Here is a 13184-nt window from a genome sequence, read left to right as displayed (position 1 = left end):
GCAATGACGGCAAAACTGACAGAAGCGGGCTTTTGGCGCAAAACCGCCGACTCTTCATCGCTGCGCGTGCCGCGCGTGCTGATCCGGGTCTACGTCGACGAAGGCGAGATCGACCGCACCATCGCGTTTTACGAGCAGCTGCACGGCGTGGAAGCGGATATGCGTTTCGACTTTCCCGCGCATCGGCTGGTGCTGGCGGCGGTGGGGCCGTTTCTGATCCTGGAAGGCTCGGAAGAAAGCCTGCGCCCTTTCCGCAGCACCGTCGGCACATTGCTGGTCGATGACATTTATCCCTACCATCAGCGGCTGCTGGCCGCCGGAGCCGATATCTTCTTTGGCCCGGTGGAAGTGCCCACCGGCGCCTGTTTCAATGCCCGCCTGCCGGACGGCACGATTATCGAATACGTGCATCACCGGCCGCGCGCGGACGAATAAACCGCCTCAGGGGAGCGCCGGCGTCATGGCGTAACCGCGCAGATCCTTGCGCAGGCTGACCATGTACAACACGATCACCGCCGAGAACGGCAGGCCGCACAGTACCACCGCAGTCTGCATCGCGCTGAAACTGCCGGCGTACAGCAACCCGGCGCAGATCAACGTGGTGACCGCCGCCCAAAATACCCGCAGCCAGGCCGGCGCGTCATCGTGGGCGGAACCGCCCTGGCAGGAGAGGTTCGCTATCATCAGCGTGCCGGAATCGACCGGCGTCAGGAACAGCACGAAACTGATCGCCACCACAAAACCGGCGGTCAGCTGGGTATAGGGCAGGTATTCGAACAGCTTGAACACCGCCATCGGCGGATCGCTTTGCGCCACCTGCCCGAGGATCGCCTGCCCGCCTTCCAACACCAGGCTGATGGCGGTATTGCCGAAGATCGACAGCCACGCCAGCGTGAAGCCCAACGGGATCAGCAACACGCCGAAGATCAGTTCACGAATGGTGCGCCCTTTGGAAATGCGCGCGATGAACAGCCCGACAAACGGCGCCCACGCCACCCACCAGGCCCAATAGAACAACGTCCAGGCGCCCTGCCACTGGCGCGCCTTGCCGTACAGATACATATCGAAGCTGCGGCTGACCAGCGAAGTGAGATAATCGCCAAGGTTCTGCAACATGCCGTTGAGCAGATTCAGCGTCGGGCCGGCCAGAAACACGAACAGCAGCAACAGGCACAGGAAGCCGACGTTGATGTTCGACAGCATGGCAATGCCCTTCTCGACGCCGGTGACCGCCGCCAGCGTGGCCACCACCATCATCACCACGATCAGCGCCAGCAGCACGCCGGTGCTTTGCGGAATGTCGAACAGATAAAACAGCCCCGAGTTCACCAGCAGCGCGCCGATCCCCAGGTTGGTCACCATCGAAATCACCGTCACCAGAATGCCGAAACTGTCCACCAGATGGCCGGCGCCGCCGTGGATACGCTCGCCGAAGATCGGGTATAACGCAGAGCGCAGCGCCAACGGCAGGCCGCGGCAATAGGCGAAATAGGCCAGCGCGGTGGCGATCAGCGCATACAGCGCCCAACCGTGCAGCCCCCAGTGCAAAAAGGTCAGCGCCATCGCCTGCCGCGCCGCCTGCACGGTGCCGCCGCTGCCTTCCGGTGGCGACAAGAAGTGATCCAGCGGTTCGTAGGCGCCGTAGTACACCAGCGCAATGCCGATGCCCGACGAGAACAGCATCGCCACCCACGAGGGATAGCTGAACTGCGGCGGTTCGTCATCCTGGCTGAGGCGAATATGGCCGAAGCGCGACAGCGCCAGCCAGAAGACGAACACCATGCAGGCGACCATCAACAGCATGTAGTACCAGCCGAACACGTCGGCGACCCAGCTTTGCGCGGCGTTCAACCACTGTTTGCTGGCGGCGGGAAACAGCACGACCAGCGATCCCAGCAGCAGGATCACCGCCGCCGAGCCGAAAAATACCGGAACATTCAATCTGACAGGTTCTTCGTCAAGCGATGGAGGAGTTTTTGTTGTCATTGGCAGGCTTCCATGATGCGAAAGACAGACGATTTAAATGCAACTTTTAATTAACATTCTATCGTCATTTATTTGACATTTTCGCAGCATATAGAGCATTGATTGACCGTTCAATCAATCAAATTCAAAGTGTGATTTGCCTATCAGTTGGGGAAAATATGTACCGCAGAGACATTCCTGAGCAGCGCAAGGAGCAGTTGATTAACGCCGCCTTCGAGACCATAAACGTCGTCGGGCTGGCCGGCGTCACCCTGTCTCAGGTGGCGAAAGAAGCCGGGCTGTCGACCGGCATCGTCAGCCACTATTTTGGCGATAAAGAGGGGTTGCTGAGCGCCACCATGCGCAAGATCCTGCGCGATCTGCGCGACGCGGTGGCCGAGTGCCGCGCGCAAGCGGCGAGCGACAGCCAGTCACAGCTGTTCGCCATTATCCAGGGCAACTTCCACCCCAGCCAAACCAACGCCGTGTCCATGCGCGCCTGGCTCGACTTCTGGGCCGCCAGCATGCATCAGCCGGTGCTGCGCCGCCTGCAGCGCGCCAACGATCGGCGGCTCTATTCCAATATTTGCAGCCAGTTCCGCCGCGAGCTGCCGCTGCAGCAGGCGCGCGACGCGGCGCGCGGGCTGGCGGCGATGATCGATGGGCTTTGGCTGCGCGGCAGCCTGGCCGGCGACGAGACAGACCTAAAGCAGGACTGCCGCATCGCATGCGACTACGTGGCGCAGCGGCTCAACGCCGCCCAGCAGCAGGGGTGAACGTGAACGGCGGCTCCATCAGTGCGGTTCCTGCTCTTCACTGTACTGGGTTTGCCACATGGCGGCGTAGCGGCCGTTCGCGGCCAGCAACGCCTCGTGCCCCCCGCGCTCGACGATCTCCCCCGCCTCCAGCACGATAATTTCATCGGCGTCCACCACGGTGGAGAGCCGATGAGCGATCACCAGCGTGGTGTGGTTGCGGCTCACCTCGCGCAGGTGCCCCTGGATTTCGCGCTCGGTCTGGGTATCCAACGCGCTGGTCGCCTCGTCAAACACCAGGATGGCCGGATTTTTCAGAATGGTGCGCGCAATCGCCACCCGCTGCTTTTCCCCGCCCGACAGCTTCAGCCCGCGCTCACCCACCCGGGTGTCGTAACCGTCGGGCAGACCGACGATAAAATCATGGATATGCGCCAGCCGCGCCGCCCGCTCGATTTCTTCATCGCTGGAGCCGGTTTTGCCGTAACCGATGTTATAACGCAACGTATCGTTGAACAGCACCGTATCCTGCGGCACGATGCCGATCGCCTGCCGCAGGCTGGCCTGGGTCAGTTGGCGAATGTCCTGGCCGTCGAGGGTAATGGCGCCCCCCTGCACGTCGTAAAAGCGAAACAGCAGGCGCGACAGCGTGGACTTGCCCGCGCCGGAGGCGCCGACCACCGCCACCGTGTGGCCCGCCGGAATGGTAAAGCTCACCTGCTTGAGGATCGGCCGACGCGTGTCGTAACCGAAGCTGACCGCGTCGAACTTCACTTCTCCGCGATCGAGGCGCAGCGGCTGCGCATCCGGGCTATCGACGATCTCACGCGGTTCCTGCAGCAGATCGAACATGTTCTCCATGTCGATCAGCGCCTGGCGCACCTCGGAATAAATAAAGCCGAAGAAGTTTAGCGGCTGATACAGCTGCAGCAAATAGGCATTGACCAGCACGAAGTCGCCGACCGTCATCGTCCCCTGCGTAATGCCCTGCGCCGCCATGGTCATCATCACGATCAGTCCGATCGAAATAATGGCGGTTTGCCCCAGGTTGATCGCCGTAAAACTGAATTGGTTCTTGATGGCGGCGTATTCGTACAGCCGGCGCGAGAGGTCGAAACGCTCGGCCTCGAACTCTTCATTGCCGAAGTACTTCACGGTTTCATAGTTCAGCAGGCTGTCGATGGATTTGCTGTTGGCGTCGGCGTTGGCCTTGTTGAGCTCGCGGCGAAAGCGAGTGCGCCAGCTGACCGCCAACACGGTGAACAGGATGTAGCAGCCGACCGTCGTCAGGATCGCCAGCGCGAACCAGCCGTTCAGCATATGCCACATGATCGCCGTGACCAGCGAGAGCTCGAACAGGATCGGCACGATGGAGAACAGCAGCCGCGACAGCACCGTGGACACCGCCTGAGTGCCGCGCTCGATGGACAGCGACAACCCGCCGGTCTGGCGCTCCAGATGGAAACGCAGGCTCAGCGCATGCAGCTGGCGGAACACCCGCACGCCCAACAGGCGCGTGGCGTTCTGGCTGACGTGGATAAACATTACGTTGCGCAGTTCCTCAAACAGCGCGCCGCCCACCCGCGCCACGCCGTAGGCGACGATCAGCCCAAGCGGCACCGCCAGCATTTTCGCCGTCTCGCCGCTCAGCGCATCGACCATCGCTTTATAAGCCAGCGGCACCAGCGTGGTGCTGACCTTGGCCGCCACCATGAACACGAAGGCCACCACCAGATACCCCCGCAGCCGCGGGTTGTCTTTCGGCCACAGATAGGGCAGCAGGAATTTCAGCAAACGGGAACGATCCATCATGTAATATTCATCTTCTCGATCGGGATCGCGGCGCACAGCCGCGCGGGGTTATGAGTTTGGCCTGGCCGACGGCGAACGCCGCACCCTCCCATTTTCCTGCGGCGACAACTCAGCATCATCCGTCAGGAGAAGCGGCGGCGGCTCGGGCAAAGTTCAGGCATGGAGGAGACAATCACATGACCCAGACGTATGCAAAGCGCTTTGCGCTGGTCTTTGACTATATCGACCGCCACCTGGACGAGGCGCTCACCGTCGAAAAACTGAGCGAAGTGGCCCACTTTTCGCGCTTTCACTTTCAACGCCAGTTTAGCGCGTATTGTGGCATCTCGGTGTGGCGTTATATCCAGTGGATGAGGCTCAAACGCGCCTCGTACCGCCTGGCGTATAACCCGCTGGAGCCGGTGATTGACATCGCGCTGGACGCCGGTTTTCAAAACCCGGAGTCCTTCAGCCGCGCCTTCAAACAGGCGTTCAGCCAAACGCCAAGCCAGTTTCGCAAACGGCCGGCCTGGATCGATTGGCAGCAGCGCTTTCCCGAGCCGAAACACAAAAGGAAACAACCCATGAAAGTAGACATTGTCGACTTCCCGGCCACGCCGGTGGCGATGATCGAACATCGCGGCCCGTCCGCGCTGGTCAACGAAACCGCCGCACGCTTTATCGAGTGGCGCAAAACCAGTGGCCTGTCGCCGGTCAGAAGCAGCCGCACTTACGGTATCGCACCGCACGATCCGGCCACCACCGAAGCGCAGGACTTCCGCTTCTTCATTTGCGGCGAGGTCACTGCGCCGATCCCGGAGGACAACGCCTTCGGCGTGGTGAACGGCACGCTGCCGGCCGGGCGCTGTGCGGTGCTGCGCCATCTCGGATCGCTGGATGGGCTTTCGGAAAGCGCCCGCTATCTTTACAGCGAGTGGTTGCCGGCCAGCGGCGAGGAGCTGCGCGATTTTCCGCTCTATTTCCACTACCACAACTTCGTGCACGAGGTGGCGGAATATGAACTGGTGACCGATCTTTATCTGCCGCTGAAATAGCTGACATCCGGCTCCGCAAGGAGCCGGATTGACGTTAACAGGACGGCGACGATCCCTGCGGCGGCAGATAGCGCTGCGGATCGAGCGCGGTGGCGCGATAGCGGATCTGGAAATGCAGGAACACCGAATCGGTGCCGGTGCTGCCCATAGTGCCAATCTTCTGCCCCGCTTTCACATCCTGGCCGTTGCGCACCAACGTAGTGTCGTTGTGCGCGTAGGCGGTAATAAAGTCTTCGCCGTGCTTAATCATGATCAGGTTGCCGTAGCCGCGCAGTTGGTTGCCGACGTACACCACTTTGCCCTTGGCGGAAGCATAGATCGGCTGGCCGCGTTTACCGGCGATATCGATGCCCTTGTTGCCGCCATCGGCATTGGAATACGCCTGCGCGATCCGGCCGCTGGCCGGCCAGCGCCAACAGCGGGCGGCGCCCGGCGGCGGCGTTTGCTTGGCGATCGCGGAGGAAGACGTTTTACGGCGCGTGGCGGCGGTTTTGGTCGGCGCGCTGCCGCTCAGCCGCAGCTTTTGCCCCACTTCCAGGCTATAAGGCGGGCGTATCTTGTTGATTCTGGCCAGATCGCTGACTTCGCTGTCGGTGATCCAGGCGATGTAGTACAACGTATCGCCCCGTTTGACGGTGTAGGACTTGCCGGTGTAGCTGCCCTTCGGCAGTTTGTCGTAGTCGCGGTTGTAGGTATTTTTACCCGAACACCCGGCCAACAATAGCCCCAATGTCAGACACACCGCGATGCGGCGCCACCTCGCCAGCTTGCTTCCTGTGCTCAAATCCTGTCCCCAATCGTCTTTTCGGTTCTGATACGCCTCAGCCGCACAGTGTAACATTTGCGCCGGGTCAGTCAAAAAGCGGGAAAGAGGCAACTATCGGAAAACAGCGGGCACGGAGGCCGCTGCGGCGCGATCGGCGGGAGGAAAATGGCGCCATAAGGCGCCAAACCATGCAGCGATGTCGGGATTACTGTTTACCTGAGGTCAGCAAACTGAAGCTGGTCATCAGATTGCGATAGTCAGGAATATGTTGAGAGAACAGGTTCCCCAACCCTTCGATATCATTTCGCCAATCGCGGTGCAATTCGCACGCCGCGCCAAACCAACTCATCAGCTGCGCGCCGGCCTGGGACATGCGATCCCAAGCCGCATCGCGCGTAATCGCATTGAACGTGCCGGATGCGTCGGTGATGACGAAAACCTCATACCCCTCTTCCAGCGCAGAGAGCGCAGGAAACGCCACGCAAACCTCGGTCACCACGCCGGCGATGATCAGTTGTTTCTTGCCCGTGGCCTTTACCGCCTTGACGAAATCTTCATTATCCCAGGCATTGATATTGCCGGGACGAGCAATATAGGGGGCGTCAGGGAAAGTTTGCTTTAGCTCTGGTACCAAAGGGCCGTTCGGTCCGTTTTCAAAACTCGTGGTCAGTATCGTCGGTAAATTGAAGTATTTAGCCAGATCGGCCAGCGCCAAAACATTATTTTTGAATTTATCCGGATCCTGATCTCTAACCAGGGACAGTAGCCCCGTCTGATGATCGACTAATAAAACGGCGGCCTGTGTCTTATCTAATCGGTTATATTTAAAAGTCATTCCCTTCTCCTTTATCATCAAAATCATCAAATTCCGATCGCCCCATGCATTCCAAGCATGTAGCATGCTTTCAAACGCTCCGACATCAGGCTAGCAATGAACCAGCCGGGTAAATAGCACGATTATTGGGAATGAGTGTTTCACCACTGGGAAGGTTAATTTTATATGATAGATTTCAATGAGATGGTTATGTTTGCCAGAGTAGTTGAATGCGGTGGATTTCTTTCCGCCAGTAAGAAGTTTGGTATACCCAAATCGACGCTATCAAGACGAATATCCAATTTGGAAAAAAGGCTTAATGTCAGGATTATTCAGCGCTCAACGCGAAACCTCATGGTCACCGATATAGGAAAAGAATATTTTCAGTACTGCCTGCAGATGATTAGCACCGCAGAGAAAGCGGAATGCCTTATTATTAACAAAAGCGAAAAACCCACTGGAAAAATAAAACTGACCTGCTCAAACATTCTCCTGGATCTTGGCCTAACGGAAGTGCTGGCGAGATTCATGCTGCAATATCCCAAGGTCAATTTGCATGTGAAAATATTTAATCGCAACGTGGATATTATTTCTGAAGGGTATGACCTCTCATTAAAACTCATCGCCGATGAGCCCAAAAACAGCAATTTGGTGATGCGTCGAATTTGCGCTGTGCCCACCGCATTTATGGTCGCCCCCTCTGCAGCTATTCAGTACCAAAGTATAAATACGCCCGAAGATCTCTCCAGTTTGCCAACGGTCGGGTGGTTATCGACCCATCTTCAGGCCGCCTGGACGTTTCAACAAGCCGATCGCGAAGTCAAAATAAACAACGAGTCGCGCATGGTGTGCGATGACATTCGCCTGATCAAGGAATCGATCGTAAAAGGCGTCGGCGTTGGCTGCCTGCCGCTGAAATTAGCCCGCCAGGAACTGCTCGACGGCAGCCTGAAAACGCTGCTCGACGACTGGACATTGGAACAACACAAGATTGTCGCGTTTTACCCTTCCAGACAAGGACTCCCCCCTTCGGTAAGGGCGCTGATTGATTTCATCGTTGATGAACTGGCCGAATAACACGCCGCTTCCAAGCATAAACGCCACGCCGGATTTACCGCAGCGATTAAAAAGTGACTACTATAATAGAGCGCTCGGAAAAATAGAGTGCCCCCGAGGATCGCAACAAAGAGAATGGAGCTGTAACATGCTAAACCTTGATCGCAATAATCTCCCCCTCCTGAGCGAAGAACTGCTCAAAAAGCAACGCACCACCCTGCTGATCATCGCCTTCCTGCTGCTGGCGGGCGGCATACTGTGCCTGGTCAACCCTTTCGCCTCCGGCGCGGCGCTGAGCATCGTGGTCGGCGTCCTGCTGCTGTTGAGCGGCGCCGGGCTGATTATCGCCATGATCGCCAACCGGGCGCAAAATACCTGGCCGATGATCGGCGGCATTCTGCTGGGCGTGGCTTACCTGATTATCGGCTATGTGTTCATCACCAGCCCGCTGGCGGGCATTCTGGCGCTGGCGGTGTACCTTGCCGTACTGTTCGCGCTCGGCGGCATCGCGCGCCTGGCGGCCGGCTATATGCGCCGCGGATTGCCGGGCAACTGGCTGCAGTTCGTTATCGGCGTGCTCGATTTGATCATCGCCTGGATGCTGATCGGTTCAGGCCCGGCGGCGTCGGTCACGCTGGTGACGGCGATCGTCGGCATCGAAATGCTGGTCAGCTCCTTTGCGCTGTTCCAGGCGGCGAATCTGTTTAAACGCGCCTGACTCTACCGGCCCGCCATCGCGGGCCTCATCGATTTCGTCGCTTCCAGACACAACAAGGCGATACCCCCTCGGCTTGTCCGTGGTTATCTTCATCGGTAAGTGCCAATATAGGCGCAGACAAGGGAGCTGAAACCGATGACAACCCATTCCAACCCGTTGAACTCGCGGGAAGTCTGCCTGCAATTACGCCACTTCAACCAGGTAATCGGGCAACAATGCCGCAATATGGCGCGCCAAAATACCACCTGCCCGTGCTGCCTGACGGACATCGCCACCGGTTGCGACGCCGGTATCAAACTGTGCGGCCAGCAGTTGGCCAGACCCAACCCGCAAACCCCGTTATTCCGGCAGATTCGCAACTTGCTGCTCGATCTGCGCGCAGAAGCGATAGGGGTTCACAGAATAGACGTCCTGAACCGCACCAATAACGAAATATCCTGGCTGTTGCGCGAGCTGTATTTCGAGACGTTCTGACCCCGCATTTTATCGGGGCCGCTAAAGCGAAAACCGAAAGCGAGATACAGGCTGTTGGCGACGCGATTATGTTCATCAATCATTAACGTCACCGGCCCCACGCCATACAGCCTGAACTCCGCGAGCAGTCAGCGGGAGGAGCCCGTTTAAAAGCGGCTCTGGCAAAGGAAACGTCCACCGGCGCGGGGTTAACCGGCGGCAGCGGTTTTCGGCAACACGAAGTCAACCCGACGATTCTTGGCCCGGCCCGTCGGCGTGTCGTTGGAAGCCACCGGTTCAGCCTCCCCTTTTCCCCGTTCACTCAGACGAGATTTTTCTACCCCATGTGCGATCAGCCAAACAGCCACCGCACGTGCGCGTCGCAGCGACAGATCCCGATTATATTTATCGCTGCCCACCGCATCGGTATGCCCCTCGATCACCACGTTCCCTACCGGTTCGGCCGCGATAAATTGCGCCACCTGTTGCAGCGCAGGCTCCGCTTTAGCAGCAATCGCATCGCTGTCGAAGGCGAACAGCACATCGCTGCGCATCGATAACGTTACGGCATTTTTGCTGTCTCTGACGGAAATGTCGGCGGATTGTTTAGCCAAATCCGCTGCCTTACTCTGCAGATCAAGGACGCCGGCATTCAGCCCCGAAGGCAAACCAACCAAATCCAGCCGGGTGGCCTTAAGATCGAGTATCACCGGTTTCCCCACGGATGCCGGCTCTCCGCTGTCAGCCCATGAACCCAATGACACCAACCCAAAGGCTAACATCCCCCCCACACAGGCGGCTTTCCTGAGGCCGTTCATCGCTCAACGATCCGTAATGGCTATCGGCCCGAGCGGCTCGACATTGGCGATCGTCAGGTACACCTCTTTCACATCAGGTGGAGGCGCAGGGAAGCTGCCAAACCAGGTGGCGACATAGGGAATGCCTGAACTTGAGCTGAATGACACGCTGGGAGAGGCCAGTGGGACATTATTGCTATCGGTAAGCAGCAGGTATTTTTTATTACCCACCAGAATATAGAAGGATTTCTCAAGACTGCTTTTATCCAGACTGCTATACAAGCCTTGTCCATTAAGGTTGTCTTTCAACCCTTTGAAACGCACTTTGATGGTCAGGATTTCACCGTGGCGCACGGCCTCGGTCACTTGCGCTTCGGCTACGCCGCTGCTGACGATCCCGGTAGCCAACGGTGTCACGGGGGGATCTTCCGCGAAGGCCATGCCGGGGAACATTATCGACGCAAACAGGCAGGAAATGACGAATTTTCTGACATGCTGCATGATCGGAGTCCTTATTCAGGGGGAATTGAAGATTGTTCTTTCAACAACCAGGCAATGCCACTGCGGTCACTCTGTCCCGGAATTATAGTAAAGCACCTCATATTCATGAGAGTTATCCCTGAAAGCGTAACCTTGGTCACGTTATGCTTGCGCATGAATTCTCCCCCGTTAGCGCTTATTTTGCTGAATGACGGCTTCATACCAGCATTCCCTTCCGCTCATCCTCTCTGCTGTTCACCCCACTTTACGACCGCCGTCACACCTCGCCACCGCTAAATTGCGTTGGTTATAGAGTCGTCTACAATTCAATCGAATTACCCCCTACAACATCAGAAATTATTATTATTAGAGGTGATTATGTTACAGAAACACGAAAACGTAATAAGTATGACTGTACTAAGCCCGCAAGCCACCCAACAGCTGATGCCATCGTTCTCCTCCTTGCCCCACACGCAACACGCCGACGGCAAATATCGCCTGCGCCGTTATTCGGTCGTTAAATACCTCAACCCCAACGTCGCCGAAGTAGGGCCGCGCACTTTCATGCAGTCGGATCAGATCAACCACTTCCAGGGCAATGTGGTGCGCCGCTTCGAACCTATCGACAGCGCCGTGTTGCAGAGCGCCGGCATGGCAGAGATGTGCAACCTGTTTGCAGAGAGCAACGACCTGCCGGAAGGCGCCGAGATAGAGATCCACCAGATGCGCGTGGTCGCTATCGAGAAAGACACCCAGGTGGCGCCGGAAGGCATACACCAGGACGGTTTCGACCATATCGCGATGATCGCCATTCACCGGCACAACATCGTCGGCGGTGAAATCATGCTGTATGACGACAGCCGCCACGATCCTTTCTTTAAAAAAGCGCTGGCGGACGGTGAGGCCGTGCTGCTGGCGGACAGCAAACTGTGGCACAACGCCACGCCGATCAACGCCGTGAGCCCGGAAGAAGAAGGTCATTTGGATCTCTTTGTCCTCACCGCGCGGGGGGAGAAAGCATGACCTTTACCCCCGAGCTCGCCCGCGCCCAGTTCAGCGCCCTGTCACAGCAGATCGACGGCAAACCGGCCATCTTTTTCGACGGCCCCGGCGGTGCGCAAGTTTCACGGGGCGTGCTGGAAAAAATGACCGACTACCTGGGAAGGTACAACGCCAACCTGGGCGGCCACTATTTCTCGAGCCGGGTCACCGGCGAGGTGATGGGCCAGGCGCGGGAATCGGTGCGCGCCTTGTTAAATGCGCCGTCGCCCGACAACATCGTCTTCGGCATGAACATGACCACGCTGACTTTTCATCTCAGCCGCATCATCAGCCGCGACTGGCAGGCCGGCGATGAAGTCATCGTCACCGCGCTGGATCACTACGCCAACGTCTCCAGCTGGCAGCAGGCCGCCGCCGACAAAGGGGCCACGGTACATCAGATACCGCTGGAGAGCGCCGACTGCGCATTGGATGCCGCGAAAGTGTGTGAGCGCATCAACGCCAACACCCGTCTGGTGGCGGTCAGCTACGCCTCCAACGTCACCGGCGGCATCGTCGATATCAAAACCATCGTTGAAGCCGCGCATCGGGTCGGCGCGCAGGTGTATGTCGACGCCGTTCATTACGCGCCGCATAACCTGATCGACGTGCAGGCGCTGGGCTGTGACTTCCTGGTGTGCTCCGCCTACAAGTTCTTTGGCCCGCACGTCGGCATGGCCTACATCGCGCCGCAGTGGCTGCAGCGCCTGCGGCCGTACAAAGTCGAGCCGGCCACCGACGTCGGCCCCGGCCGTTTCGAGACCGGCACGCAAAGCTTCGAGGCGCTGGCCGGCGTCGCGGCCGCTATCGAGTATCTGGCGCAGTGGGGCGCGCCCGGAGCGCCGTTAAGGCAGCGCTTGCAGGAGAGCTTCGCCGCCTACCACCGGCATGAAGAGGCGCTGTGCAGTCACTTTTTGCAACGGCTGCAGCAACTCGACGGCGTGCGGCTCTACGGCAATCCCCAGGCGGACAGCGCGCGCCGCACGCCAACCTTCGCCCTGACCTTCAGCGGCCATACGCCTGACGCGATCGCCCGCCGCCTGGGGCAGCACAACATCTGCGCCGGCAGCGGGCATTTCTATGCGTTGGGCTTGGTGCAACAGCTGGGGCTGCAGGACGGCGGCGTGCTGCGCATCGGCATGATGCACTACAACACTCAGGGCGAGATCGATACGCTGTTCAACGTGATCGCCGAAGATATTCTCAGTTAACCCGGCCATATCGGCCCGTTCATCTTATTGGGCAGGCCGAATAAGGTATCAAACTGCCCGTCTTTTCTTCCACCGCGTCCACGGCACGCAGATGCGTGCCTTTCTTTCCCCGCGTTACGAAATGCGGAGATAACGGACATATAATGCCGGAACGGGAAAAGAGGCCGGGATCGGCGCATCGTGCGGTTGTCACCGGATACGGCCGGGGCAGCGCATTGCGCGCATTCTCTTTTGGCTCAGCAGTGGGCATAATGACAAACACGGTCTGGGTCAGATGAGTAT

Annotated in this window: 14 protein-coding genes; 8 read left to right on the top strand and 6 right to left on the bottom strand. The window is 58.4% G+C overall.

Annotation, left to right across the window (positions count from 1 at the left end):
• The first annotated feature begins 3 nt into the window (after positions 1-3).
• Entirely contained in the window at positions 4-435 is a 432-nt protein-coding gene (locus tag CRO23_RS04290; protein ID WP_097101445.1) for a VOC family protein, read from the top strand.
• 6 nt (positions 436-441) lie between these two features.
• On the opposite strand, the gene CRO23_RS04285 is transcribed toward CRO23_RS04290, so the two are convergent.
• A complete protein-coding gene (locus CRO23_RS04285; RefSeq protein WP_033639490.1) occupies positions 442-1986 on the bottom strand; it encodes a BCCT family transporter in 1545 nt (514 codons plus the stop codon).
• A 158-nt stretch (positions 1987-2144) separates the two neighbouring features.
• On the opposite strand from CRO23_RS04285, the gene betI reads away from it, so the two are divergent.
• On the top strand, positions 2145-2741 hold the full coding sequence (gene betI / locus CRO23_RS04280) for a transcriptional regulator BetI (RefSeq protein WP_033639489.1): 597 nt from the start codon (positions 2145-2147) through the stop codon (positions 2739-2741).
• Positions 2742-2759: 18 nt separating this feature from the next.
• On the opposite strand, the gene CRO23_RS04275 is transcribed toward betI, so the two are convergent.
• Positions 2760-4529 (bottom strand): ABCB family ABC transporter ATP-binding protein/permease, encoded by a 1770-nt coding sequence (locus CRO23_RS04275; RefSeq protein WP_028127682.1) that lies wholly within the window; start codon positions 4527-4529, stop codon positions 2760-2762.
• Between the two features lie 179 nt (positions 4530-4708).
• Here CRO23_RS04275 and CRO23_RS04270 point away from each other — a divergent pair, with 179 nt between their 5' ends.
• Positions 4709-5566, top strand: a complete 858-nt coding sequence (locus tag CRO23_RS04270; protein WP_016929951.1) for an AraC family transcriptional regulator — start codon at positions 4709-4711, stop codon at positions 5564-5566.
• Positions 5567-5600: 34 nt separating this feature from the next.
• On the opposite strand, the gene actS is transcribed toward CRO23_RS04270, so the two are convergent.
• Positions 5601-6350 (bottom strand): amidase activator ActS, encoded by a 750-nt coding sequence (gene actS / locus CRO23_RS04265; RefSeq protein WP_028127683.1) that lies wholly within the window; start codon positions 6348-6350, stop codon positions 5601-5603.
• Between the two features lie 187 nt (positions 6351-6537).
• Positions 6538-7167, bottom strand: coding sequence for an isochorismate family cysteine hydrolase YcaC (ycaC, locus tag CRO23_RS04260; RefSeq protein ID WP_016929953.1), 630 nt, complete (start codon positions 7165-7167; stop codon positions 6538-6540).
• Positions 7168-7332: 165 nt separating this feature from the next.
• On the opposite strand from ycaC, the gene CRO23_RS04255 reads away from it, so the two are divergent.
• The 3 genes from CRO23_RS04255 to CRO23_RS04245 all read left to right on the top strand — a co-directional run bounded on the left by CRO23_RS04255 (position 7333) and on the right by CRO23_RS04245 (position 9394).
• A complete protein-coding gene (locus CRO23_RS04255) occupies positions 7333-8223 on the top strand; it encodes a LysR substrate-binding domain-containing protein (protein ID WP_097101443.1) in 891 nt (296 codons plus the stop codon).
• A gap of 127 nt (positions 8224-8350) precedes the next feature.
• Positions 8351-8920, top strand: a complete 570-nt coding sequence (locus tag CRO23_RS04250; RefSeq protein WP_004931723.1) for an HdeD family acid-resistance protein — start codon at positions 8351-8353, stop codon at positions 8918-8920.
• Positions 8921-9055: 135 nt separating this feature from the next.
• The gene (locus CRO23_RS04245) at positions 9056-9394 is read left to right on the top strand and encodes a hypothetical protein (RefSeq protein WP_097101440.1); all 339 of its coding nucleotides are present in this window, start codon (positions 9056-9058) and stop codon (positions 9392-9394) included.
• Between the two features lie 188 nt (positions 9395-9582).
• On the opposite strand, the gene CRO23_RS04240 is transcribed toward CRO23_RS04245, so the two are convergent.
• On the bottom strand, positions 9583-10191 hold the full coding sequence (locus tag CRO23_RS04240; RefSeq protein ID WP_016929955.1) for an OmpA family protein: 609 nt from the start codon (positions 10189-10191) through the stop codon (positions 9583-9585).
• A 3-nt stretch (positions 10192-10194) separates the two neighbouring features.
• Positions 10195-10671: a hypothetical protein gene (locus CRO23_RS04235; RefSeq protein ID WP_004931717.1), complete on the bottom strand. Its 477-nt coding sequence runs from the start codon at positions 10669-10671 to the stop codon at positions 10195-10197.
• 387 nt (positions 10672-11058) lie between these two features.
• Between CRO23_RS04235 and CRO23_RS04230 the strand changes: the two genes are divergently transcribed.
• Both CRO23_RS04230 and CRO23_RS04225 read left to right on the top strand, forming a co-directional pair.
• Complete coding sequence (locus tag CRO23_RS04230; RefSeq protein WP_004931716.1) at positions 11059-11673, top strand: 2OG-Fe dioxygenase family protein; 615 nt, start codon at positions 11059-11061, stop codon at positions 11671-11673.
• Positions 11670-12902, top strand: coding sequence for a cysteine desulfurase-like protein (locus CRO23_RS04225; RefSeq protein ID WP_033639485.1), 1233 nt, complete (start codon positions 11670-11672; stop codon positions 12900-12902). Before CRO23_RS04230 ends, CRO23_RS04225 begins: the two co-directional genes overlap by 4 nt.
• Positions 12903-13184 lie beyond the last annotated feature (282 nt).

Origin of the sequence: Serratia sp. JKS296 (assembly GCF_900215445.1) — a bacterium.
In the GTDB taxonomy this organism is placed as follows: Bacteria; Pseudomonadota; Gammaproteobacteria; order Enterobacterales; family Enterobacteriaceae; genus Serratia; species Serratia marcescens.
The sequence above is the reverse complement of the archived record's forward strand: the minus strand, read 5'-3'. Positions and strand labels throughout refer to the sequence as shown.

Bases quoted from the DNA above. Each gene is read 5' to 3' on its own strand.
- CRO23_RS04285 (WP_033639490.1), bottom strand. From the start codon at position 1,986: ATGACAACAAAAACTCCTCCATCGCTTGACGAAGAACCTGTCAGATTG.
- CRO23_RS04255 (WP_097101443.1), top strand. From the start codon at position 7,333: ATGATAGATTTCAATGAGATGGTTATGTTTGCCAGAGTAGTTGAATGC.
- CRO23_RS04230 (WP_004931716.1), top strand. From the start codon at position 11,059: ATGACTGTACTAAGCCCGCAAGCCACCCAACAGCTGATGCCATCGTTC.
- CRO23_RS04240 (WP_016929955.1), bottom strand. From the start codon at position 10,191: ATGAACGGCCTCAGGAAAGCCGCCTGTGTGGGGGGGATGTTAGCCTTT.
- CRO23_RS04270 (WP_016929951.1), top strand. From the start codon at position 4,709: ATGACCCAGACGTATGCAAAGCGCTTTGCGCTGGTCTTTGACTATATC.
- CRO23_RS04245 (WP_097101440.1), top strand. From the start codon at position 9,056: ATGACAACCCATTCCAACCCGTTGAACTCGCGGGAAGTCTGCCTGCAA.
- CRO23_RS04290 (WP_097101445.1), top strand. From the start codon at position 4: ATGACGGCAAAACTGACAGAAGCGGGCTTTTGGCGCAAAACCGCCGAC.
- CRO23_RS04235 (WP_004931717.1), bottom strand. From the start codon at position 10,671: ATGCAGCATGTCAGAAAATTCGTCATTTCCTGCCTGTTTGCGTCGATA.
- CRO23_RS04275 (WP_028127682.1), bottom strand. From the start codon at position 4,529: ATGGATCGTTCCCGTTTGCTGAAATTCCTGCTGCCCTATCTGTGGCCG.
- CRO23_RS04225 (WP_033639485.1), top strand. From the start codon at position 11,670: ATGACCTTTACCCCCGAGCTCGCCCGCGCCCAGTTCAGCGCCCTGTCA.
- betI (WP_033639489.1), top strand. From the start codon at position 2,145: ATGTACCGCAGAGACATTCCTGAGCAGCGCAAGGAGCAGTTGATTAAC.
- CRO23_RS04250 (WP_004931723.1), top strand. From the start codon at position 8,351: ATGCTAAACCTTGATCGCAATAATCTCCCCCTCCTGAGCGAAGAACTG.
- ycaC (WP_016929953.1), bottom strand. From the start codon at position 7,167: ATGACTTTTAAATATAACCGATTAGATAAGACACAGGCCGCCGTTTTA.